Annotated in this window: 15 protein-coding genes; 7 read left to right on the plus strand and 8 right to left on the minus strand. The window is 48.6% G+C overall.

The window, feature by feature from the left end; all coding sequences use genetic code 11:
• The first annotated feature begins 89 nt into the window (after nucleotides 1-89).
• The 5 genes from HMPREF9194_RS10300 to HMPREF9194_RS10320 are packed head-to-tail and all read left to right on the plus strand — an operon-like array spanning nucleotide 90 to nucleotide 6,078.
• Nucleotides 90-1,106, plus strand: a complete 1,017-nt coding sequence (locus HMPREF9194_RS10300) for an ABC transporter permease (RefSeq protein ID WP_016526315.1) — start codon at nucleotides 90-92, stop codon at nucleotides 1,104-1,106.
• 12 nt (nucleotides 1,107-1,118) lie between these two features.
• A complete protein-coding gene (locus HMPREF9194_RS10305; protein ID WP_016526316.1) occupies nucleotides 1,119-2,636 on the plus strand; it encodes a sugar ABC transporter ATP-binding protein in 1,518 nt (505 codons plus the stop codon).
• 19 nt (nucleotides 2,637-2,655) lie between these two features.
• Nucleotides 2,656-3,606, plus strand: coding sequence for an ABC transporter permease (locus tag HMPREF9194_RS10310; RefSeq protein WP_016526317.1), 951 nt, complete (start codon nucleotides 2,656-2,658; stop codon nucleotides 3,604-3,606).
• Nucleotides 3,606-4,988: a sedoheptulokinase gene (locus tag HMPREF9194_RS10315; RefSeq protein ID WP_016526318.1), complete on the plus strand. Its 1,383-nt coding sequence runs from the start codon at nucleotides 3,606-3,608 to the stop codon at nucleotides 4,986-4,988. Before HMPREF9194_RS10310 ends, HMPREF9194_RS10315 begins: the two co-directional genes overlap by 1 nt.
• Nucleotides 4,975-6,078 (plus strand): LacI family DNA-binding transcriptional regulator, encoded by a 1,104-nt coding sequence (locus HMPREF9194_RS10320; RefSeq protein ID WP_016526319.1) that lies wholly within the window; start codon nucleotides 4,975-4,977, stop codon nucleotides 6,076-6,078. The genes HMPREF9194_RS10315 and HMPREF9194_RS10320 overlap by 14 nt, the downstream gene beginning before the upstream one ends.
• A gap of 30 nt (nucleotides 6,079-6,108) precedes the next feature.
• Here HMPREF9194_RS10320 and HMPREF9194_RS10325 read toward each other — a convergent pair whose 3' ends face one another.
• Both HMPREF9194_RS10325 and HMPREF9194_RS11985 read right to left on the minus strand, forming a co-directional pair.
• A complete protein-coding gene (locus HMPREF9194_RS10325) occupies nucleotides 6,109-6,792 on the minus strand; it encodes a YoaK family protein (RefSeq protein ID WP_016526320.1) in 684 nt (227 codons plus the stop codon).
• Nucleotides 6,789-7,517: a TetR/AcrR family transcriptional regulator gene (locus HMPREF9194_RS11985; protein ID WP_051127893.1), complete on the minus strand. Its 729-nt coding sequence runs from the start codon at nucleotides 7,515-7,517 to the stop codon at nucleotides 6,789-6,791. The genes HMPREF9194_RS10325 and HMPREF9194_RS11985 overlap by 4 nt, the downstream gene beginning before the upstream one ends.
• Before the next feature lies 1 nt (nucleotide 7,518).
• Here HMPREF9194_RS11985 and aspS point away from each other — a divergent pair, with 1 nt between their 5' ends.
• Nucleotides 7,519-9,312 (plus strand): aspartate--tRNA ligase, encoded by a 1,794-nt coding sequence (gene aspS / locus HMPREF9194_RS10335; protein WP_016526322.1) that lies wholly within the window; start codon nucleotides 7,519-7,521, stop codon nucleotides 9,310-9,312.
• Nucleotides 9,309-10,478, plus strand: a complete 1,170-nt coding sequence (locus HMPREF9194_RS10340) for a DNA recombination protein RmuC (RefSeq protein ID WP_016526323.1) — start codon at nucleotides 9,309-9,311, stop codon at nucleotides 10,476-10,478. Before aspS ends, HMPREF9194_RS10340 begins: the two co-directional genes overlap by 4 nt.
• 147 nt (nucleotides 10,479-10,625) lie before the next feature.
• Here HMPREF9194_RS10340 and HMPREF9194_RS10345 read toward each other — a convergent pair whose 3' ends face one another.
• The 6 genes from HMPREF9194_RS10345 to HMPREF9194_RS10370 form a co-directional block, all read right to left on the minus strand.
• Nucleotides 10,626-12,167, minus strand: a complete 1,542-nt coding sequence (locus HMPREF9194_RS10345; RefSeq protein ID WP_016526324.1) for a bifunctional metallophosphatase/5'-nucleotidase — start codon at nucleotides 12,165-12,167, stop codon at nucleotides 10,626-10,628.
• 103 nt (nucleotides 12,168-12,270) lie between these two features.
• Nucleotides 12,271-12,564: a PG0541 family transporter-associated protein gene (locus tag HMPREF9194_RS10350; RefSeq protein WP_016526325.1), complete on the minus strand. Its 294-nt coding sequence runs from the start codon at nucleotides 12,562-12,564 to the stop codon at nucleotides 12,271-12,273.
• The gene (locus HMPREF9194_RS10355) at nucleotides 12,561-15,761 is read right to left on the minus strand and encodes an efflux RND transporter permease subunit (protein ID WP_016526326.1); all 3,201 of its coding nucleotides are present in this window, start codon (nucleotides 15,759-15,761) and stop codon (nucleotides 12,561-12,563) included. Before HMPREF9194_RS10355 ends, HMPREF9194_RS10350 begins: the two co-directional genes overlap by 4 nt.
• Complete coding sequence (locus HMPREF9194_RS10360; protein WP_016526327.1) at nucleotides 15,758-16,720, minus strand: efflux RND transporter periplasmic adaptor subunit; 963 nt, start codon at nucleotides 16,718-16,720, stop codon at nucleotides 15,758-15,760. Before HMPREF9194_RS10360 ends, HMPREF9194_RS10355 begins: the two co-directional genes overlap by 4 nt.
• Before the next feature lies 1 nt (nucleotide 16,721).
• Nucleotides 16,722-18,032, minus strand: a complete 1,311-nt coding sequence (locus HMPREF9194_RS10365) for a TolC family protein (RefSeq protein WP_016526328.1) — start codon at nucleotides 18,030-18,032, stop codon at nucleotides 16,722-16,724.
• 209 nt (nucleotides 18,033-18,241) lie between these two features.
• A complete protein-coding gene (locus HMPREF9194_RS10370) occupies nucleotides 18,242-25,129 on the minus strand; it encodes a FlgD immunoglobulin-like domain containing protein (protein WP_169558734.1) in 6,888 nt (2,295 codons plus the stop codon).
• Nucleotides 25,130-25,185: the final 56 nt, after the last annotated feature.

The following is a 25,185-nucleotide window of genomic DNA, read 5'->3' on the forward strand; positions in this document are numbered from 1 at the left end:
CAACGGGGATTTGGAAACGAGCTGCCGCAAAAATCAAACATTTAAGGAACGTTTTTGCGGCAGTTCCTAACTCGGTAAGGAGGAAGGCGGTGAATACCGTTACAAACGGCGCTTCAACAGTTGCCGAAGAGTTTAAATTAAAAATAATCGAAGAGCGAAAAAAGAACAGAATTATCAATACGGCTCCCTTTATCATTTTTGTTATTTTAGTTATAGCCGTGTCCGTATGCGTAGACGGTTTTTTTACGTATAATAATTTTATCAGTATTTTGTACCAAATAGCCACTCCGCTGGTGCTTTCCGTCGGCTTAACCTTTGTTATTATTTTAGGCAGCATAGACCTTTCCGTTGAAGGGGTTATGGGATTTGTGGGCTCTTTTATCGCAATGCTCGTTATGAATTCAAAGAATTCCATAAATCTCGGTTTGCTCGGAGTCGCCATAGCTCTGTGCGTCGGATCGCTGGTAGGCACTTTAACCGGCGTACTGCATGTGAAGCTTAAAATTCCCTCTTTTATGGTAACATTCGGCATGGCAAGCGTAATGACCGGATTCGGCGTTTTAACCTATATGGGACGTCCCGCTTCCATACGGGATCCCGCATTTGAATATATTGCCCAAGGAAGCCTTTTAGGCATTCCGTATTTAACATGGTTTTCTTTTGTGATTTTTGCCGCAGCTTTTGTAATTCAGGAATACACCGCTTTCGGCCGCCATATTTTCGCCATAGGCGAAAACGAAGCCGTTTTGCGCACGACGGGGATAAATGTCGATAAAACAAAAATTTTAGTGTTTACGTGGAGCGCTTTTTGTTCCAGTATTGCAGGCCTTTTCGGTGTTTTGCGTTTAAACCGGGGCGAAGTTACCATAGGCACCGGCTATCTTTTTACGACCATTACGGCGGTTGCCGTCGGAGGAACCGCGTTATGGGGCGGAAAAGGCGGCGTTTTGCAATCCTTAGTCGGAGTTCTTATCGTAGTTGTCATTCAATCGGCTATGATTTTACAGGGCATCAATCCGTATGTGCAGTCGGCAGTACAAGGCATATTGATTATCGCGGCGGTTTCTCTGACCGTCGTTCGCGGCAGAAAAATTATTATAAAGTAATAAGGCTTTGTTATGGAAGAAAACATATTATTTGAAGTATCTGGCGTGGGCAAAAAATACGGAAACACAAGCGTATTGAACGATATCGACCTGTATGTAAAAAAGGGCGAAGTGCTCGGATTGATCGGCGAAAACGGCGCAGGTAAATCCACCTTACTCAAACTAATCGCCGGAGTTGAAGAAGCCACATCGGGAAAAATGAAAATGAACGGCGCGCCCTATACATGCGCCAATCCCGTACAGGCGAACAAACAGGGTGTCGGTATGGTTTTTCAAGAACAATCGTTAATAAAAAACCTTACTGCGGGACAAAACATCTTTCTCGGCCGCGAAAAAAAATACAAAAAATTCGGCCTTATAAATTGGAAGGCACTGTATGCCGACGCCAAAAGTATTTTAAGCGAAGAAAACATCGACCCGACGGTAAAAATTTCGGCACTGGATTTTGCCGCGCGTCAAATGGTCGAAATAGATAAGGTTTTTAATATCGTACAGGAATATAAAAAAAACGGAACGCTCATATTGTTGGACGAGCCGACTTCCGTCTTAAGCGAAACCGAAATAGAAAAACTGTTCAAAAAAATCGAGCTTTTAAAGGCGGCGGGCAATTCCGTTATTTTCGTTTCGCACCGCTTAAACGAAGTTATCGCCATAAGCGACCGGATTTACGTTTTTAAAGACGGGGCAAAGGTTGCCGAAGTAAACAAAGCCGAAGCAACCGAAAAACTGCTTCAGGAAAAAATGGTCGGCCGCTCGACAAGCGAAGAATACTTTAAAATCAATCGGCAAAAAACGCCGGACAAAGAAGTTGTACTTGAAGTTAAAAATCTCGGCCAAAAGGGGGCGTTTAAAGACGTCAACTTTAAACTGCACAAAGGCGAAATCTTGGGCATGTGCGGTGTTGTCGGCTCCGGAAAAGAAAGCGTCTGTTCGGTTATTTTAGGTGATGAAGATTTTTCCGAAGGAGAAATCTTGCTGCACGGAGTTTTGCAGCGTTTTAAATCCCCTGCCGACGCGTTAAAAAAGGGAATTTTATCGATTCCGAAAGAACGGCGCGAAGAAGGAATTCTCGGCATCCGCAGCATCATCGAAAACATCAGCCTTTCGAATTTCCGCCCCGTAATGAAGCATTCGCTTATCTCAAAAAAACTGCAAATCGCTCATGCGCAGGAATGGGTTCAAAAACTCGGCATAAAATGTGCGTCCGTTTTTGAAAACGCCGAAACCTTAAGCGGCGGCAATGCACAAAAAGTCGTTTTTGCGCGTGTCATCGCAAGCGAAGCCGACATCATTATTTTGGATCATCCCACGCGCGGTGTCGATGTCGGTGCAAAGGAAGAGATTTACGATTTGATTAGAGATATAGCCGACAAAGGTGTTGCGGTTATTATGCTCGGGGACACGCTCGACGAATGCATCGGAATGAGCAACCGATTATTGGTTATGAAAGACGGCATCGTAACGCAGGAATTCGACGCCGGCGCACACAACAAACCGGAACAAGTCGATATCGTTCGGTTTATGATGTAAGGAAAATAAGGAAAGTTCTATGAGTTTAATAAAAAAAAGCACGGTGATGAACCTTTTCAGTACGATATCCATCGTTTTTATGATATTGCTGTTTACCCTGCTCAAACCCAGTTTTTTGGGGCCGCTCAACATAAAAAATATTTTAACCGATTCGGCCCCGCTGTTGGTTGTTGCAACGGGCGTTACCTTTGTGTTATTGATAGGTTCGGTTGACTTGTCGGTAGGCGCCATATGTTCCTGCTCATGCGTTTTTACGGGATTGTGGATTGCAAAATTCGGCAACGCAATTATTCCGCTGGTACTGCTTTTCGGCATAGCATGCGGCTTACTCAACGGCATATTGTTTACAAAGCTGAAAATCCCTTCTTTTATTGTTACCCTGTGTACGATGAATATATGGAACTGCGTAGCGCTTTTGATATCGAAGGGGCGTCCCGAAGGCATTCCCATTGAAAAATGGGGACTTATCCGCTGGGCAAAAATCTCATGGGGAATTATTCCGTTTTTGTTTGTTCTTGCCCTCGTTTTTCTTGCACTATTTTATCTTGTGCAAACAAAAACGCCGCTGGGAAAATCGATTTATGCCGCAGGCGCCAACCAGCGCGCCGCACGGATTGCCGGAATCAATATTATAAAAGCAACGCTGTTCCCCTTTGTTTTTTCGGGTGTAGGCGCCGCTCTTGCAGGCATTTTTTATACGCTCATATTAAAAAGCAGTTTGCCGACCATCGGCAACCCTTTAACCTTAACGGCAATGGCTGCGGTTGCTTTAGGCGGCACGCCTTTAACCGGAGGAAGAGGAAGCGTTTTAAGAACGGTATTGGGAGTGTTCCTCGTTATGATTATTGAAAACGGCTTAAATGTCATTGCGGTAGACGCTTTTTGGCAGCAGATTGTTTTCGGTACAATCGTGATCTTTGCCGTATATCTTAATTCCGATAAAAATATTCGAGGCTTAATTGTAAAATAATGATATACATCGGTATCGATTTGGGAACGACTTCTCTGTGCTGTACTGCGGTTGAAAGTGCCGATTGGCACATAAAAAAGATAAAAACGTGTCCGAACGGCGCTCACATCGACGCAAAAGAAGCGTGGGACAAAAAGCAGAATGTCGATACGATTTATGCGGCGGCAAAAAACTTAATAGATTCCGTATTTGCCGAACACGACGGGAAAATCGGCGCTATCGCAATTTCAACGCAAATGCACGGAATCGTATACACCGATAAAAGCGGCAACGCCCTTTCGCCCCTATACACATGGCAGTACCGGCGCTCGGCGCTGAAGTGCGAAAAATCCGGCATACCCTACTACAAAGAATTGGAACAAAAGTTGGGAAAAACCTGTCCTCCCGGCTACGGTCTTGCAACGCATTATACCCTGCGCTCTTGCGGCGAAGTTCCCGCACATGCGCATAAAATCTGTTCTATAGGCGATTACGTTGCGATGAAACTTGCCGGAAACAAAGAGCCCGTTTCTGACATCACGCTTGCCGAAAGCTTCGGAGCCGTTTTTTTAGGCGAAAAAAACTATACTTGCGGAAAACTGCGTTCAGCCGGCATCGATCCCGCTTTATTGCCGGACATCGTTGAGTCGGACGCTATTATCGGAACATACCGAAACGTCCCGGTCGTTACGGCGATAGGGGATAATCAGGCGAGCTTTTTGGGGGCGATTACCGATTTGTATTCGAACGCGGTAATCAGCTTAGGCACCAGCGGACAAATTACCTGTTACAGCGAAAAACCGGTACACATTGAAGGGGTGGAAACACGCCCCTTCCCCAAAAAGGGTTATATTTTATCGGGTGCTTCGTTGTGCGGCGGATACGCATATGCACTTTTAAAACGTTTTTTCAGTGCAACAATAAAATGGCTGTGCGGAAAAGAAACCGAAGAAAACTGCAATGTGTACAAAAGACTCGATGAAATAAATCCCCTCGGTATCCCGAATATACCTGCAATTAAAACAAGCTTTTGCGGAACGCGTACCGCCCCCGATGCCAAAGCGCTTATAGAAGGAATCGACGAGTACAACTTTCTGCCGCAAAACATAACCGCCGGCCTTGTTTTGGGAATCATCAACGAACTTAAAGATTTTTTTAATCTTTTTCCGCAGGAGATTCGAAAGAATATCGTTCAACTGTACGGTTCCGGAAGTTTTTTCAACAAGCATCCTTTTGTGCAAAACTGCTGCGAAAAACTGTTCGGTCTTCCCGTACAAAAAACACCGCGCGATGAAGAAGGCGCATTCGGGGCGGCCATCAATGCGGGCATGGCATTAGGTGATTTTTCCGACTATAATCAAGCGGTACAAAAAATAAAGGCTTTGAACGATGACGGAAAATAAACTTTCACCCAAAACAAAAAAAGTTTATCAATATCTTTCGCATTTATTTAACAACGGACAACTTCTTGCCGGTGAGCAAATTCCTTCCGAAATTGAAATAGCCGAAACCTTAGCCGTTTCACGTCCTACGGTTGCCAAGGCCATTAATATTTTTGTGCGGGAAGGGAAAGCATACAGAAAAAGCGGAATCGGAACTTTTTTACGGGATCCCGCAGCGGATAAAAAGAAAAAAAAGACGATAGGGCTTGTCTTTCCCCTAATCGGATTAAGTGAAATTTTCCGCCCGATTACGGAAGGAATCGCAAAACTGTCCGAAACCCTTAATTTTTCTCTTATATGGGGCGGTCAATTTAACGGAGCAAATATAACCGGAACTCAGACGGAACAAATGATAGATTTTTATATCGAACAAAACGTCGACGGTATTTTGTTTGCCCCGGTGGAACTTACCCGTAATTGTTTTTCGATAAATAAAAAGATCATAAGCAAAATAGAAAAGTGCAATATTCCGATCGTTTTGGTTGACGGCGAGTATCATGAATTCCCGCTTCGAAGCAAATACGACCTTGTCGGAATCGATAACTTCAGGGCGGGGTATGTTTCGGCGCTTCATTTTATCGAACAAGGGGCAAAACGAGTAGATTTTTTATGCCAGCCCTTTATGGCGCAAACCGTACCGCAGCGCATTAAAGGATATCGGCAAGCGCTTTTAGACAGCGGAATAACGCCGCACAAAACATGGGTACACGACATTCGGAATTTTTCATCAAAAGAGCTTTTACCGCTTATACAAAACGGCGCTCAAAATATTATTTGCGCAAACGACAATACCGCAATGAAGTTTATAAAAGCTTTGTCGGATGCCGATATCAAAATCCCGAAAGACGTTCGGCTCAGCGGTTTTGACGACATTGAAGCCGCACGTTATTTTCCCGTACCGCTTACAACGGTGGCGCAGCCCTGTAAAGACTTGGCGGAAGTTATCATACACACAATGCTTACGCGGATTGAAAATCCTTATTTGCCTGCCCGCAATCTTATGCTTGACTTTGAATTGAAAATTCGCGAATCAAGCAAAATACCCGGATAAAAATCCGATGCGGCCGGATTTGTATCGGTTTTATCGGAGCGCCCTTTTTTCGTCTATAGTCAATATCGCATAGGCCGCAAAAAGAAAAATCAGACAAAAATAAATGGAATTGTCCCGAAAAACGCGGGTTAAAAAAGCGCCCGCGCTTGCTCCCGCTCCGAAAAAAACGATAACGGAAAGGTAGCGCACGCACATTTTTCCCGCCGCGTGATCGTTTTTATGCACAAACAAGTGCAGACTTTGCATGGCCGATTTTAAATTTCCCGTAATCATCGTGGTCGCAACAGCCGAGCCTTTAAGCTTGTTGAATATGCCGACTTGAATTGCGGCCAAAAAAGAAACGGAACAAGTGGTAAACAAGTCGGCCGTAACGGGAGAAGTCAAGCCTATCATAATCAATAGAACCGCTTTAAAGACGAGCGCAAAGCGAATTTTGTTCAATTCGGATTTTATACACGCGGTCGATTTTATGCATTCCGAAAGCACTATGCCGAACGAAAAAAAGACAATCGGCAAAAGATATTTGGGCACCGAGCCGACCTGTCCCGTAAAAACGGAAATCGACAAAAGAACCAAATTGCCGGTTTGCGCATTTGCAAAAACGCCGTTTTTTAAAATATAGGTATATGCGTCCAAAAAGCCGCCCATCAAAGCGAGTATGAGCGCAATGCACAGGCTTTCATGCATTTTGGTTTCGGAAGATTGCGTATTCATCGTTTTATGCGGTCTTTGCAGTAATCGTAAAAAATGCCGTACAAAAAATCTTTTTTCGAGCGCAAAACGCGTTTGTCCGAAAATAATTCGTACTGCATTAAAAGCGCGTTTACTAAGGCGCCCAAAAAATCCAAATCGAGCTTTTCCAGCAAATTCAAAAATGCGTCGGCCAGATCGGGCTTTTCGTTTTTCCATTCAAGAAAATCCGCGCGCAAAATCGGATAAAAATCGGCGTTGAGTTTTTGCCATTCTTTTTCGAATTCGGCATCGTAGACGATTTCGGTTACGAACATTAAATACAGGCGTTTTAAAGGATTTTCGGCAAACAGCTTTTCTATAACGGCTTGCGAAAAAAGTGCACACACATCGGCGTTTTCCTCGGCTTTATCGAACAGAACGCGGAGCCGCTCGCGGGACAAAATATTGCCCTCGTGCATAAGCGACAGCATGATTTCTTTTGTGCTTTTAAAATACCGGTACACGCCGCCCTTTGAAAGCGTTGTTGAAGCGACAATATCTTCCATCGTCGTATTACGGTAACCTTTTTTTAAAAACGTTTGCACCGCACCGCGCCGTATTTCGTCCTTGCGTTCTTCCGCCGTTTTCCGCTGAAATTTTGCCATAATCTTTGCCTTTGCGTTGCCGCTTTCATTATCGTACGCATCGAAGCGAATGTCAACACGCACGGCTTGCATATCGGCGTAATTCCCGCTATGATATTGCATTATGGAAACATTCAAACGCACCCGTACCTGCGGCGATTTACGCAAAAAAGACGCCGGCAGTACGGTTATATTAAACGGGTGGATTCACCGCATCCGCGAACACGGCGGCATTACCTTTATCAATTTACGCGACCGGTACGGCATAACGCAGGTTGTCGTCGATGCCGATTCTTCCGAACAACTGCGAGCATGTGCAAAAGATTTGCGCATGGAATTCTGCATTGCCGTTGAAGGGGAGGTCAGAGCGCGCCCCGATTCCATGGTCAACGCCGATATGGGCACCGGCGAAATCGAAGTTGTCGCGCGCACGCTTGTCGTGCTTTCAAAAAGCGCGGTATTGCCTTTTATGATCGACGAAGTGCAAAAAGACGGAACGCCCGTTATTCCGAACGAAGATTTGCGCTTAAAATACCGCTATTTGGATTTGCGCCGCGAACAAATGCAGCACCATCTGGCGCTGCGCCATAAAGTCGCCCTTTCGGTACGCAACTATCTTGCTTCGCACGGATTTTACGAGCTTGAAACGCCCACCTTTATTAAATCGACGCCGGAAGGCGCGCGCGACTATTTGGTACCGTCGCGTTTGTATCCGGGAAAGTTTTACGCGCTGCCGCAATCGCCGCAGCTGTACAAACAGCTTTTGATGGTTTCGGGTTTTGACCGCTATTTTCAAATAGCGCGCTGTTACCGCGACGAAGATGCGCGCGGCGACCGCCAGCCCGAATTTACGCAAATCGATATGGAAATGAGCTTTGTGTCGCGCGACGATGTGCTGAACGTTACCGAGGGCATGATGCAAACCGTGTTCAAAGAAACGCTGAACATTGCTCTTCCCGAGCATTTTACGCGCATTGCCTACGACGACGCAATCGATTTGTACGGTACCGACAAACCCGATTTGCGCTTCGGCTTGAAAATGACCGACGCTTCTTTTATGGCCGCTTCGGGCAGCTTTCAAGCGTTTAAAGACGCCCTTCCTTCGGGCGCGATAAAGGCGCTCACGGTTCCCGGACAGGCCGAAGCGTACAGCCGAAAAAAAATAGAAGAACTTGAAAGCATCGCCAAAATCTACAAAGCCAAAGGTCTTGCGTGGATGAAAGTCGCCTCTTCGGGCGAACTTGAAGGCGGTATTTCCAAATTCTTTGAAGGAAAGTCAAAGGAAATTACCGAAAAACTGAGTGCAAAAGCGGGCGACCTTATTTTGCTGTGCGCCGATTCAAACTATAAAATCGCGTGCACCGCGCTGGGTGCCGTCCGCTCCAAATTGGGAAAAGACCTTTGCCTTGCGAATCCCGATGAATTTGCCTTTGCGTGGATTATCGACTTTCCGCTTTTTGAGTGGAACGAAGACGAACACAAATGGGACGCGGCGCACCACATGTTCAGCATGCCGCAGGAAAAATACCACGCAACGCTGGAAAGCGATCCTGCAAGCGTTAAAGGCGATTTATACGATTTGGTGCTGAACGGCTACGAACTTGCATCAGGGTCCATCCGTATTCACGATCCGGACTTACAAAAGCGCATATTCAAAATCGTCGGTTTTAACGAAGAAGAAGGTCAAAAAAAATTCGGCTTTTTAACCGAAGCCTTTACCTACGGCGCCCCTCCTCACGGCGGCATTGCTCCCGGTTTGGACCGCCTCGTTATGCTTATGTGCAAAGAATCGTCGATAAAAGAAGTTATCGCCTTCCCCAAAAACACCTTTGCCGTAAGTCCGATGGACGACTGCCCGAGCGAAGTCGACGAAAAGCAGCTGAAAGAACTGCACTTACGGATAACCGACCGCACATGATTTCTTTGACGGAAATGCTGTGTCTGGCGCTGATTATCCTTCAGCTCGCCGCAATTCTTATTTTGCTGCTGCGCAACCCTTCCGATGCGGCGGCAAAAACAGCGCGCGAAAACCGGGAAGAACTTTCACGTTCGCTGAACGGTTTTGCCGCCGTTGTAGAAAACCGTTTTAAATCGCTGCAGGAACAGATTCACACGGTAATGCGCGACAACCGGCAGGAATTTACCGTAAGCCGGCAGGAACTGAATGCGGCATTGCAGGCGATCCGCTCGGACAACGCGGCCCAGCTTGAAAAAATGCGTGCAACGGTCGACGAAAAACTTCAGCGCACGCTCGAAACGCGCTTGGGGCAATCGTTTAAGCTTGTGAGCGCCCAGCTCGAACAAGTACAAAAGGGCTTGGGCGAAATGAACGCGCTTGCCGCGGGTGTCGGCGATTTGCAAAAAGTGCTGTCGAACGCAAAAACAAAGGGCGTGCTCGGCGAATTTCAGCTTGAAAATATTTTGCGCCAGCTTTTAACGGACGCCCAATACGGCCGCAACGTTAAAACGAAGCGCGGCAGCGCCGACATGGTCGAATTTGCGGTTAAAATTCCTTCAAAAAACAAGGACATTCCGGGAGGCGGCGATTTTATTTGGCTGCCGATCGACGCGAAATTCCCCACGGCAGATTATGAGCGTTTGCGCGCAGCCTACGATGCGGGCGACAATGCCGCCGCCGAAACTCATACGGCCGCCCTTGCAAAGCGCGTAAAACTGTCGGCAAAAACCATCGCCGAAAAATATATCGATCCGCCCAATACAACCGAATTTGCCGTTATGTTTTTGCCCTTCGAAGGCTTATACGCCGAAGTGCTGCGCATTTCCGGTTTGTTTGAAGAAATTCAGCGCGAATACCGCGTTACGATCGCCGGCCCCACGACAATCTCCGCCTTTTTAAACAGCCTGCAAATGGGCTTTCATTCTTTGGCGGTCGAAAAACGCAGCAGCGAAGTGTGGCGCCTGTTGAGTACCGTCCGCAGCGAATTTGAAGCTTTCGGCGGTATGCTCGAAAAAACGCGCGAAAAAATAGACCAAGCCGGACAGGAATTGGAACGGGCGGGAGTGCGTTCACGCGCCATAGAGCGCAGCTTAAAAAAAGCGGAATCGCTGCCGGAAAAACCGTAAGCCTTCATTGCAATTTTTGATGCGGATTGTTCCGCATTATGCCGGCAATAAAAAGCATATTAAATTAAGGGGCTGTCCGAAAACCGAAGTTTTCGGACAGCCCCGAGCGCCGAACCGCACATCGGTCGCTTAGAGCTGCGATAAACTTTACAGCGCCATACCGCCGATAATTTGTATGCGGCCGTCGGTTTGAGGTGCAATCGGCTGCGGCAGTTTTTGTACGTAGTTGATAACCACGTCGCTCAAAAGCATCGACGTATTGAATATTTCAGTTGCCGATTTAAATACTTCGTAGCCGTCGCCGCCTTTTGCAAGATAATCGTTTGTCGCAATTTTATACGTGCGCGCAGGATCGATCGGTTTACCGCCGATAGTAAGGTTTTCGACCTTGCCCGTGTTGTAATTCAGCGTAAAGCGCGCTTCCTTGGAAACCTGCGCAAAAGCACCTGCACCCTGCGGAATCGTTGCAATAAAATCGAAAAGTTTTATAACGTCCGAACCTTTTAAGGTTACAACGTACACATAGTTTTCAAACGGAAGAACGGTTAAAATATTTTCGCGCGTAACATTGCCTTCGGGCAGGTTCGTGCGGATGTTGCCGCCGTTCGTTAACGCAAAGTCCGCCTTAACGCCGATGGAAGCACAGTAGGCGATTTGCGCATCGCTGACCAAATCTCCGAGCGCGATTTCTTTTTTGCGGCTGAGCCTGTTGCCGAACTCGAATTCGGCCGAAGTTTTCATAACGACTTCTTTTAAGCTGGCATCGGCTTTTTCTTTATACGGGCGAATGAGCTCGAGGATTTCCGGATCGGGCGGGAAAGCCGCGCTCGTAATTTCGACGGGCGTCCAATCGAAAGCGGTCATTTTGCCGTCTTTAATCGTTACGCGGCCTTTGCCCATGAATTTTCCCCATTCGTTGGCGGACACGATATAAGTGCCGCCGACGCGTTCGGGTTTTTCGAATTTGGAATGGGAATGTCCGTCGATAAAGATATCGATTCCGGGAACTTTTTCGGCAATCGCGAGCGATGTCGTATGATCTTCGGATTCCTGTATGTTGCCGACGTGTCCTACCACGATGATGAGGTCGCACTTCTTTTTGTTTTTAAGTTCGTCCACCATTTTGCGGGCGGCGTCGGTTTCGTCGATAAAGGTCAGGCTTTTGTCGGGGCTTGCGATAACCTTTGTGCGCAGCGTCGTAAGACCGATAACACCGACACGGAAGCCCTCGTATTCTTTAATAATGTACGGCTTTACCAGATAGCGTCCGCCTTTTTTTATGTTTGCGGAAATCCACGGGAATTTCGACCAGCCGATTTGTTTTTCGAGCTTTGCAAGCGTACTGTCGAATTCGTGGTTGCCCAGGGCAACGGCATCGTAGCCGATTTTATTGTACGCCATAATATCGGGTTCGGCGTCGAACATATTGGACAGAGCCGTTCCGATATTCAGATCGCCCGCGTCGAGCACCAGCACGTTTTTGTCCTGCGCGCGCACTTGTTTTATAAAGGTTGCACGTTCGGCAAGGCCGGCTTTCCCGTCTTTGGAAAGCGTCGTTCCGTGGTGATCGTTTGTGTGCAAAACGGTTAAATAGTACTCCGCACCCGCCGTTCTGCGCACAGTCGTCGCGCAGCCGAAGAGCATAAAAACCGCCGCCAGAGCGGCAATTACGGACCAATGTTTTTTCATACAGGTTCCTCCTATTGCATGTATTATACAACGGATTTCGCCTGCCGTAAACCGAAAATCCTCGTTTTTTGCATGTTACGTATTTTGACTTTGATGCTGTACGCTACACCGCGTTAAAGTCTTCCGGCGCAACAAAACACGCGATGCCTTCTTTCGGGTAGGTTTTGCGCAAAAGGTTTACAATCGCCGCAATTTTTTTGCATTCGGCGTCGCTGCAGTAAATTACAAAGCAAGCGTTAAGCTGGGGCCACACGCCGTCCCCCTTTTTGGGACCGGAAAAGCCGTTCCCCTGCACCGACGGAATTTTCGTAAAGTGCGCACCGACGCTTTGCAGCCGGCACGCTTCGGAAAAATCTTCTTCGATCGATTGATTCAGTATTATTTCCATGCGTTTCATTGCGCTTCTCCGCTATTCGTTGCCAAATCGGCGCTCATTTTTTGCTGTTTGCGCGCCAATTTTTTTGCCAGCCGTTTTTCGCGTCTGCCGTTAAAAATATAATACAAAACCGGCATCAAAAAAAGCGTCATAAGCGTTCCGAAGCTCAAGCCGCCCAACACGGTTTGTCCGATGGGCTGCACCATTTCGGCGCCCTCGCCGGCTCCGAACGCCATAGGAATAAGACCGAACACCGTCGTAAGCGTCGTCATCAAAATGGGGCGCAGACGGCTCCGCGCCGCTTCAACGCACGCTTCTTCCAAAGCCAAGCCGCGCTTGCGCAAAAGGTTCGTATAATCGACGAGTACGATACCGTTGTTTACAATAACGCCGACCAAAATCAGCAAACCGACGGCCGTGAGCGCGTTGAACACGGAACGACAAATCAAGTACAAAGCCACGATGCCGATCAGCGACAACGGAATCGTAAAGATGATGATAAAAGGATCCGAAAACGATTCGAATTGACTTGCCATAACGGCGAACACGAGAATAACGGCCATAAAGATAATAATCGCCAGTTGCTTCAGCGCGTTCATAAGTTCTTTGTAATCGCCCCCGTAGGTTATACGCACGCTGTCATCGGCGGGGATGTTCTCAAGGATAACCCGTTCCACGACACGCTGCACTTCGGTAATGGGTTTGCCGAACACGGGCTGGGCTTTTACGTGAATCGTGCGCCGCTGATTTTCGCGGTTTATCGAAACGGGGGATGTTCCTTCTTCCCATTCGGCAAAGCTCGCCAAGGGGATGCGTTTGCCGTTCGCATTCGTAACGAAAATGCTTTCCAAATCGCTGCGTTTTTCGCGGTCTTTTTCGTTCAGCGTAACCAAAATGTCGACTTCTTCGCCGCCGGTCGAATAGCGGCCCGCGGTTTGCCCGTTGACGTTCGCTTTTATTTCGTTCGAAACGCTGTAGATATTTAAGCCCAAGTTGTACATTTTTTCGCGGTTTACGCGGATATTCAGGCGGGGAAGTCCGTCCTGCAAGTCGCTTGCGGGCTCGTTTATATAGTCGGTCGCTTTTTCGTTTAACAGCGCGACAATAGCGTTTGCCGTCGTGCGCGCTTTATCCAAGTCGTCGCTGGAAATGATGACGTCCACACCGCCGCCTGAAACGCTCATCGAATTGTTCGTTTGGAACGAAAACACCGCGCCGGGAAAACGGTTAAAATATGCGCGCATTTTTTCTTTTGCCGTTATATCGGTATCGTCGCCCGGTTTGCGTTCGGCAAAAGGCGAAAGTTTTATATTCAACGTAGCCGAATTGGCTTGAGCCACCTGAAAACCGAAAAAATCGCTGCCTCCGACCGAAACGGTTGTCGTTTTTACGCCCTTAAGTTCGCGCATCGCGATTTCTTCCATTTGGCGGACAACGCTTTCGGTGGCTTCAAGGCGGGTACCTTTGGGCATTTCAAGCTTGATCGCAACGGAGTCGCCGGTTTGAGTCGGCATAAACACAAAGCCGACAATAGGAATCATAATAACGCTTCCGACAAAAAGACCGGCAAGCACGATTAAAAACAGCGCCTTGTGTTTGAGTACTTTTGTAACCGTATTCGCATAGGCGTTGTCCATGTTCGTAAAAAATCCGGCAAGAGCGCCGTCAATAAAGGACAGCGGGCCGAGCCTGTTCGCATTGCCGCGTTCAAGCTTTAAATATTTGGAAGCCAAAACCGGCACCAGCACAATCGCAACAAGCAAACTGCACAGCAGGGAAATGACGATCGTAAACGTCAAACTGTTGAATATTTGCGCGAGAACGCCCAGTTCGCTCGAATACATAACGAGGGGCAAAAAAACACAGATCGTAGTGAGCGTACTTGCGGTAATGGCGGTTATCATTTCCTGAGAACCCAAAACCGCCGCAGGAACGGCCTTTGCGCCGCGTTCCCGGTAGCTGTAAATATTTTCGAGGATAACAATCGAGTTATCCACAAGCATACCGACGCCGAGTGCAAGACCGGAAAGCGTCATAAGGTTGAGCGTAAAGCCCATAAAATACATAACGCCCAATGTTACGATGAGAGAAACGGGAATCGTAATGCCGATGATAGCGGTACTCTTTAAACTGCGCAAAAACAAAAACAGCACCAAAACCGCGAGCAGGGCGCCCTGTATGGCCGAATTGCGCACTTGGCTTATTGAAGATTCGATAATATCCGAAGTGTTCATCGTTTCGACGATTTCAACGTCGGCAGGCAGCATCTTTTCTATGGTCTTCATTTGTTCGCGCACGCGATGCGTCGTTTGGACGGAATTTTTTCCGCTTTGTTTTTGCACCGTGAGCATAACCGACGGAACGCCGTTCATATACGCCAAAGACGTTTCCGGTTTAAAACCGTCGTATACGTCGGCAATATCGCGGACGCGGACGGTACGCAGTTCGGGAACGGTTCCGGCGGAAGTATCGGTCGTTTTATATGAAATAACCGTGTTGCGTATATCGTCGAGGGAAGCATATTGGCCGGAAGTCATAACCGTATAGTTCAAATCGCCTTCGGTGATGCGTCCGCCACCGGTTTGCACGTTTTGCGTTCCGAGCATTTGAACCACTTGGCCGATTGTCAGCGAATAGGCTTCCAAACGGTCGCGCGGAATTTCTATTCTGATTGCCCGTTCACGCCCGCCGCTTACGCTTGCCGAAGCGACGCCGTCAACCTGTTCCAAGCGCGGCTGAATAATGTCGATCGCATAGCGGTGCAGTTCTTCGGGCGTGCGGTTTCCGGTTACGACAAGCGACATTATGGGTATTATTGAAGGATCGGATTTTATTATCGTCGGTGAGGTCGCATCCGCAGGGAGCGCATTTTTTACGAGCTCAAGGCGGTCGCGTATTTCGTTTGCGGCGATATCCAAATTCGTTCCGTAATTCAGTTCGATCATTATGAGGCTTGAACCGAACGAGCTGGTTGAACTGAAATTTTTTAAGCCGGTTACGCTCGATACGGCGCTTTCAAGCGGACGCGTCAAAGATCGTTCCACTTCTTCGGGGCCCGCGTTCGGGTAAGAAGACGAAACGATCATATACGGAAGCTCCATATCCGGATACAAGTCTATCGGCAGTTTTAGGGCCGAATAGATGCCGAGCGCGGTTAAAATAATGCTTATAAGCAAAACGGTTGTCGGTTTACCGACGGCGAGCTTCGAAAGCGTCATTGCACACCGCCTTCACCCGTGTGTACGATATTTACGGCGGAACCTTCGTCCAAAAGCGATTGCCCTTTTACGACAACCGAATCGCCCGCATCCACGCCGGACAACAGCTCGACCCAATCGTCGACGCGAATGCCGGCTTCCACCGTTTTAAGCGTTACCTTGTTGTCGCTGCCGACAACACACACGCGCGTTTGTCCGCCGCGGTTTATAAGTGCCGAATACGGAACGACGATGCCCTTTTTTTTATCGGTTATGAGTTTTACGCGCGCATACATGCCCACTTTTACGCGCGAATCCGCCGGCGATATTTGCAGTTTTACCGGCATCGTGCGCGTGCTTGTGTCAAGAACGGGGCTTATCTGCGTTACAAAGGCGCCGAAGGTTTTGCCCGGCCACGCGTCGAACAGCAGCTCCGCCCTTTGCCCGAGCGCGACGCGCGACACAAAGCGTTCCGGAACCGCGGTCTTTACTTCGAGCGTTGCGGTGTTGCTGATTTGCCCCATGGGAACGGACGGGGCAACCGTACTGCCGACCGAAGGCGTAAAGGAGGTAAGCGTTCCGCTTATCGGCGCTTTTACGCGGTTTGTCGTATAATTCATGCCCGCGCGCGACGCGTCTATATCGGCAATAATCCCGTCTTTTTCGATATAATCGCCGACACTCACGTACACGCGGGACACTTTGCCGGCCGTATCGGGCAGGATATCCACGCTTGAAGAAGCGGCAATGTCGCCGCCGAATTCGAGATAATCGTCCAAAACGCCCTCGCCCGCCTTATACACGCTTACCGCGTACACGGTTTCAGGCTCGGCGTTTTGCGCAGCTCCGTTCCGCGCGGGACCGGCGCCGGCTGCTCCGGAACGGTTTCCGCACGAAAGCAAAAGAAGGGCGGCAAAAAGCGTGCCGACCGAAGCGGCGGCAAAGACTGCGGCCGTTTTGTTGTTTTTTGTTGTACGCATATTATTCTCCGGTACGTGTTAATTTCGTTTGTAAGGCATATTCCAAATCGAGCAGATTTGAAAGGTAGTTGTATTTTTCACTTGCAAGGCTTAAGCGCGCCTGAATGAGCTGGGCTTCGGCGTCGCGCAGCGACAAAAGTTCGGCGGTTCCGTTTCGGTAGGCTTCCCGCGTCATATCGTACGACCTTTGCGCCAAATCGCTGCCGCTTTTTCCGGCCTCGATAACCGTGCGGCTTTGCTTGAGTTTATCGGTAAGAGTGCGGATTTCCATTTCGCCCTTTTGTAAAAGCGTCGCATATTGAATTTCGGTCTTTTGCAAATTTGCCTGCAAGGTTTTTGCCTGCTGTCGGGTCGACGAAAACGGCAGCATATTGGTTAAATTCCACGCAAGAGATGCGCTGAACGAACCGCCGTCGGCATAATTTTTATCGTCGAACCAGTTTTTTGTTATATCGGCAACAACCGGCTGAAAACCGTAACTCAACGACAAGGACGGCGTAAAGATTTGCAGGTTCATCGCCGAAAGCCGGATGCGCATAAGCTCAATGTTCTTTTGCAGCAAAAGTACATCGGCTCTCCGGCTTACATAGTCGGCAATCAGTTTTTCGGCGTCAAAATCGGCAAACACCGGTTCTATGGAACCTTCCAGTTTTATGTCGGAATTGAGCGGAAGCCCGAGTAAAAAGGCGAACATGCCGAGTTGACTTTTAAATTCCTGCTCTGCTTTAAGGACGGCCGGCTTTTGGTTTTCGTAGGCAACACGCGCCTGTAAAAAGGCAAGTTCCGACACGAGGCCGTTTTTATAGCCCGTTTCCGACTGATTTGAACGGATTTGAGCGTTCGCAAGCATTTTTTGCTGCAAAGCGACGCTTTCCTGCTGCAAAAGCAAGCCGTAAAACAGCTTACGTATGCTGCGTTCGGTGTCGGCGCGCGTTTGCTCCCAGGTAATGAGGCCGGCTTCGAAATCGGCCTTTGCCGCCCGTATTTCCTGCACCAAAGCCGCGTTAAACATAAACAACACGCCGATATTTCCCACCGCCTTCCAGTGGTCGGCTTCTTTCCAGCCACCGGGAGGGGGCATCGGATTTTGCACTTTGTTGCTGCGCGCAAGCGTGCCGGTTACCTGAACCGAAGGTACAAGCGAATTCCATGCGGTATCTTTGGCGCGCGTTTTTATTTCAAGATCTATGGCCGCGCTTTGCAGGGTTTTGCTGTTTTTAAGCGCGTAATCGACCGCTTCATCAACGGTCAGCGAAAAAAGCGCGGCGCATAAAAACAAGCTTATCGGTAAACACAATAATTTTTTATTCACTGAAAATCCTCTGTGCTTCAAAGTTCCCGTTCACGTCGAAAACCTCGAAACACAGGGGTAAAGATAGCCTTTTTTCGCAAAAAAAGCAACAGTTATACTAACGCGACCGTCGCCAAGGGGCAACCGGTTCACTTCCGACCGGCTTCTTTTCGGCAGGCCGCCCCGAGCGGCGTTTTGCTGCCCGCTCGGCACGCCGTTTTTCCGGCGGTTTATTCGCGCACGGCCATTACCTTGCGCGTTTCGTCGATGTCCGGCCCGACAATCCGTATAAAATACAGCCCGCGCGCAACCGGCTCGCCGTTTGCATTCCTGCCGTCCCACTTGTAAATATGCTCGCCCTTTTCGACGCGGCCGGAATGCAGAATCTTCAACACATCGCCGTCAAGCGTCATAACGATAACGCTTAAACTGCCCGCCCGTTCGGTATCGACCTTAATCAGGGTTTGCTCGCCCGTATTCACGTTGATAACGTTGTTCAAAATACTTGCGCCGCCCGCCTGCCGCTTTACCGACGCGATGTCGAACGACCACAAATCTATGGACGCAGGATCCTTCGGGTCTTTTAAGCGCAGGGCGTAGAGGGGAACCGGCGGTGTCGGCGCAGGCTTCGGCGGCGAGATAGCATCGCCGTCATTATCCATCATGATAATGTTTCCGCCGCTGTCCGCCATCGGGAATAAAAAGCCGACCCTGCTTCCCGCAGCATAGTTTAAGTTGCCGGGAGTGCTCGGGTTGTTGATAAGTTTGAATGTGTATGTTCCCGGATCGACAGACTGCGGATTAAGCGCTGCGGCATGAGTATTTCCGGCAGCACTGATTGTCGGCAAAACGGGATGGGCCGAAGGCAGCCATACGCGGCCGGTCAAGCCGGTAAGTTCGTTGAATTCGGCGGAAACGGAAGCCGGATCCGGCATATTATCGATAAACATTTCTAAAGAAGAAGGTATTTGTGCCGAGTCAACATTTTCAACCGCGATTTTCATCGTAATATCTTCTTTTTCGTGTACGGTATTGCCCGATGTACCCGAACCGTCAAATACGCGCATTGCATAACTTCCGTCGCCGTACAAATTTTGCGACGAAAAACCGACACTTCCGTCGTCAAGCATTTTTTCGTCGTAGGCGAATAAGGGGCGCACGACGTTTACGGCAAAATCGCTGATTACATGTTTGTGTACGTGGTCTGCAACGGCGGGATAGCCGTGTTTTCTCGATTTTATCGCCATCGGAGAATGCGCAGTGGAGATTTCGATTCTTTTTTGCAAAGCGATTACATCGGAACCCGTCACCGGCCGGTTAAGCGTAACGACAAGCCCCGTTGCGCGCTTTGTATCGGTGCGGACAACGGCGGGAACGCCGGTATCGACCTCCAAGCCTGAATCGATAACAAGATTAGCGGGAATTTTGCGCAGCGACTCGCCTTCTATATCGATGGGGCAGGAAAACAGTATATACATTTTATTCGAACCGACCGGAGCGACCGTTAAAGCGATTTCCGGCGGGAAATCGAAAGAAGAAACGGCATTTCCGAAAGACTTCATTTTGTTGCCCGCCAAGTCGGTTATAATACCGCCGTTCGGATGAGCCGAATCGCGCTCGGTATAGGCTATGCCGAAGGATTCCGTTAGCGGGAAAGCCGGAGTTCCGATGCGTAACTGTAAATACAGCGTGTCCGTATCCGGATGCGGCGAAGACGTATTGTAAAAAAATGCTTCATTTTCCGCTTTTTGGCTGTACATTCCGGAAGTTTTGAAATTTTGCAATACGGTATTGTATTCCGCTTTTGTATGCGTAAAGTCAAATGCGGCAATACTGTCTGCAATAGTACAGGCGCGTATACCGCCGGTCGTAGCGGCGCTTCCGGCAAACCGGGAACCGCCGCGCGAATCGTAGCGGGAATCATCCACGAGCGAAGAACCGTTCATCCATCCTTCTGTCGTTTTCCACCAATAATTGTTTGGGGTAAGGGCGGCCGGCGTGTTGTCGAAAAAGTGGAATTCCAGTCTGTCGGCAAGGAGGGAAGACGGCGAATACGCAACCGCTTCTTTTTCGGAAGTTCCCGTATTCCAAGCCGCCGACTCCTTCGCAACGACGGCAAGCACCGGCGGAGAGGTGTCCCAGCTGCTGACTTCAGCCAGTCCGACGGCGGACGAAGCGTATATTTTAGGCACAAATTGTGCATCAAGTTTTTCCCACCGTTCCAAAGGCGGCGGAGTATTGCGAGTTCTGATGTTTGCCGTATCCAAAGGCGTTGCAGAACCGGACGGCGTTTCCGATTGGGTTATATAACCGACCCAATTGTGAACGGGAGTCGATGAGCCGCCAATCGGCACAGATACGGTACCTTCGACCCAGCCGGCAACGGAAACACGCACCCGACATTCCCTTCCTGAAGGACTGCCGGGCGGCAGGGGCGTCGTAACCCTCATTGCCGCCGTTCGGTATACGGCATGCACTGACCCCGAAGTTGCCCCCGGTCTTATGCCGGTAACAAGTTTGCCGCTTGAAAAGGACGCAAGACCTTTAACTGCGGTAATGGTCCCGCCCGAACCCGTTTCAATATTGCCGATCGTATCGGTTGCCCGAATATACTTTGCGCCCGTGGCAATATCGGGGTTGTCCGATATGCCGTCTATAAATACCGGTTCTGAGTAGCGGAATTCTATAAAATTGTGCGCGTCGTACTTGGGCTGATTTACGGGATTGGGCGCTTGAACGTGCGTTTCCTGCCCCACATAGACGGCGGCAAGAACGGGCGGGCAGTGGTCTTTCACATCGCCGTAGATTTTGCCGTTATCGCCGCTTGTGTCCGCATCACCGACAGCATAATGGCGAATGCGGTTTTTATATTTATCGCGCACGGCCGCATAAATTGAAGAAGTTGCCTTCGGAATCCACAGGTTCGGTTTTGTGTTTTGATGAACGGGATCTTTTCCCGATGCGCTTGCATACGGCTGCGCACCGCCGCGGTCGGTGCTTTGATTTGACCCTGCATACATTCCCGTTGCATCGGTATTCCAACGTCGCGCTGGATTACCGTCCGTGCGCAAAAAGAATTCGTGCACATCGCCGTTCGGCAACGTTGCTCCCGGTATTTTTTGTCCGCCGCTAACGGTAACAGCTAACGCTTCTTTAAAAGGTATCATGCCGTTATTGAATTTTATATTTCCGCTGTTAATTGCGCGAGCAATCTCCCCCTTCGAATTTTCAACATCCATATTAAAGCGGACATATATCGTATCGTCGGAATATGTATACGCTTCGACAATAGTCAAGCGATCCTTTCCCCATGCAGGAGAATTTGTAATAGTATCAGTAGGAGAACGCTCCGCCGCGGCAACAAATCCGCCGCCCAAAACGCTGCAATTCGAAACCGTTGTAAAATACGCTTCGGCAAAGGCCTGTGTTGCATCATCGTTATTCGGAATATCAAGCGTCCAAGATGGTGCGCTCAAATTCATGCCGTTTGCATAGAAATTTTTACCGGCCTTGAGGGTTTTACCGGAAAGATTTGCGAAAGTGCCCGAAAAAGAAGGTGATGTATCGGTTTCTTTGGGCAAAGCCGTTCCGTCGGGAAGTGCGGCCGGAAGCGTCAAGGATGCGGCGGCGCTGTAACCGTTGGCATTGGCGCTTCCTGTTCGGCTGCTGTGATTATAGGTAAACAAGCCCGTTGTTTCCGACGGGTCGGAGGCACCATCGGCCGTAGTGTCGTTTGCTTTATACTGCGGCCCGAACAGCACTATGTCGCCCTTTGTACCGTTTACTTCCGTGGTAATGCCGCCGCTTGAAGGGGCGAACGCAACCGTTCCTTTAAATAGCACAAAATTTGCGCATTTTAACTCGTTTTTGAGCGTAAGATCTCCTGCGACAAAGATATTGCAGTCGTCAGGCTTGGTTACGGCGCTCGGCGAAGGGTCAAAGGTTGTTGTCGCCGGCGGCGTAACAACAAGATAAAGGTTTTTCGATTCAAAAGAAATTCCGTTTGCAGGAAGTCCCGTTCCCGCCCCGTCGGTAATCGGAGCGCCGATTTGCACGGCGGCATTGCCCGTTTGTACAAATTTATCGCCGAGCTTTACGGCACCTTTCAGGATGATTTTTTCGCTCGCTTGAGCATAGAAACCGGCCGCCGTTATTGTACCGCCGGTCGTTATTGTTTTGGTTTTGGTGGCGGTATCGATATCTGTAATCGTTACATTGTTGACGTCAACATCACCCCTTATTTCCACAACGGGACTTTTCAGTTCAACATCTTTTTTCGGAGAAGTACTGCTGCTAAGAGAGGTAGTGCCGGCAAACAAAAGCGATGTTTTCGCCTTAAATTCGGTATCCGCACTCAGCGTTACGGTACCGTTATAGATTTGCGTCGCGGGGCCGGCGGCGGTAGCGGTAATTGTTGCAGCGGTATTTACCGTTGTCGCCTCACGTACTTCGATTTTTGCGGCTGTGACTGTTGCGGTATTTACGTTCAACTTCCTTGTTTTTAAATCGCCGGTTAAAACGACGGGGCCTTCTACCGTAAGACTTGACGCGTTCTCGGCATTCACCGTTCCGGCAGAAAGCTTTTTCGTTTTCACCGTACCGCCGCCGTTGAAAGTAAGGTTTTTCCCCGTCGCATTCACTGCCTGTATAAAATTTATTTCAGGTGAAGAAGTAAACGTCGTATTTGCGCCTATATCGGCATCGCCGATATAGGTTTGCCTCGGCGCTTCAATCGTAACGTAACTGTGGTCGCCCGAGGCGGCTTTTACGGTAAACTTTTCGTCGACCCTTAAAGAAGGCGACGTTACCTTTATGTTCTTTCGGTTTTCTTCTACGGTCAAATTCTCGTACGGACCGCCCCATAAAGCATTATTCGTCGTCCCGTAATAGGCAACCGTCGATCCCGGCTTATGCGTGATTTTATCGTCGGCTGCGGTTTTACCCAGCCAGGTCGTTTGCCCGCTCGTCCCCGTCATTTTGAGCGTTCCGAAGTTTTCAAGCGGAGCAAAACCTGTGTCGCCGGAATCATCGGTTATAACATAATCGGCTAAATCCAATTTGGCGCCGGGAGCAAGGGTAATCGTTTTTGCCTTTACATTCGCTGTAAGTTTGGGATATTGCGTTGTTACTACAGGAATCGTTACAATTGTATTTTTTCCCGGAATCACATAGGGTGTCCAGTTTCTATGGTCAGCCCAAGCATTAGATTTTTTCCCCGACCAGCTTACAGCTCCGTTATAATTTGTAAAAATCCAGTTTTCGGGTTTTCCGGCTTGTATATCGGTATCCGAACCATCAGGTATACTGTCTTCTGCCGTATAGGTGCCGCCTCTAATAGGAATATTGGTTTTGACTTTAAGAAATTGTCCCTTTGCCGAATTGGCAGATGTAAGCGCGATATGAGGATTTCCGGTATCGCCTTGAACGGTCAAAGAGGATGTTGCCGATTGTCCTTGCAGCTTCAAATCTCCGGCTACAGAAATTTTTCCGTTTATCGTAAGTGTTTTTATATATGAATCGGTACAGTCTAAATCTTTGAATTGAGTGCTTGTCTCAGCCGATGTTCCGGTAATGATGATCTCTGAGGGAATCGGATCCGGATCTAAGGTATCTATCTTGTTTGCTTTAGTCAAGGTTACGCTATGATTTCCCGCGGCGAATGTACCATTATTTGTAAGTTTATGAGTTATTTTTATATCTGAAAGAAGATTAAGGGTTGTACCCGAAGCGATTTCTAATTCTCGGATTTCTGAAGGGTTGGTAAAACTTATGGTTTTTGTACCGCTCCCGCTAAAGAGTAATTTACCATAATCCGCAAAATGAAAAATACCTGCAGTCAGATTTCCAAGTATCTTTATTGTACCGCCTGAGGCTTTCATATCCTTTATTATCATATTTCCTTCAGCAGTTATGTCGCCCCAGCATCTCCATTGCGTATTTGCCGTGTTTACAGTAATGTTCCCTCCGGAACCTGAAACTTTTTTTGCCTCAACGGTACTTTGTACGGAAGAAAAGTTTCCGGTTACTTCGATATCTCCGTTTGCTTCAATATTTACAGGATGATCATGATCTCCCGCGTCCCAATTTCCGTTTACGGTAATATTTCCGGCTGTTAAGTCCTTTGTTTTTAAGCCGGTTCCAGTAGCGGAACCGGTAATGAAGATGATATTCTTATAGGCTGATCCATTTTTCGCAGTTATTTTACCTGTATACGTTTGTGTCGGTGCGGTAATCGTTGCGGCAGTGCTTACGGTTGCCGCTTGGCTCACTTCAATTTTTGCGGCAGAGACAGTTGCGGTATTTACAGTCAAATTCTTTGCTTTTAAATCCCCGCTCAAAGTAACGGCTCCGTTTACCGTAAGCATCGACGTGCCCGCCGCACTCACCGTTCCGGCGGTAACTCCCTGCATACTCACCGCTCCGCCGCCGGTAAAGGACAGGTTTCGCCCCACCGCCGTTACCGACCATCCGAAAGTTACGGAAGTTGCCGCACGAAACTCGGTATTCGTCAATACCGTAACGTCGCCGTTATAGGTTTGTACAGGAGCCGTAATTTGTATCGGAGGATTTTCTGCAGGCGGGTTCCTTTCTATCTTCAGTGTTTTATTCACTGTAAGAGACTGTGCTTGAACGGGACCTCTCACAATAAGATTTTGATACGCCCCCTGCCAAATATCTTTGCCGGTATTGCCGTAGTATACGACAGTAGAGTCGGTTTTTAGAATTATTTTTCCGCCACTGAACAGATTCCGATGTTCATCCGTACCGGAAAGTTCCAGCGTTCCCTTTTTATTTACGGTTACGGTTACCGTCCCGCGCAAAGCGTAGTTGGCTAACTGAAATTTTCCATCGTTTATTTCCGACCCTACTTCAATCTGCGCCGGCCCCGCAAAGGTAATATTTTCGGTTAAAAAACAAGGCCCGGGGGAAAGAATTTTATATGTACCGGCCGGGAAGGCGGCGGGCGTTGTGCCGGCGGGAAGGTTCGGGCTCCAGTTTGACGGATTTTTAAAATTACCGTATCCACCCGTCCACGTATAAGTTTGAGCCGAGGCGAGTATTCCCGCGGCAAAGAGAAAAATCGATATAATAACAAAGCTCTTAAAATTCCTTTTCATATACATATATTGTATCGGCTTTTTTGCGAAAAATCCAGTCAAATATGGAGAAAATT

Source organism: Treponema maltophilum ATCC 51939, from assembly GCF_000413055.1.
Lineage (GTDB): Bacteria > Spirochaetota > Spirochaetia > Treponematales > Treponemataceae > Treponema_C > Treponema_C maltophilum.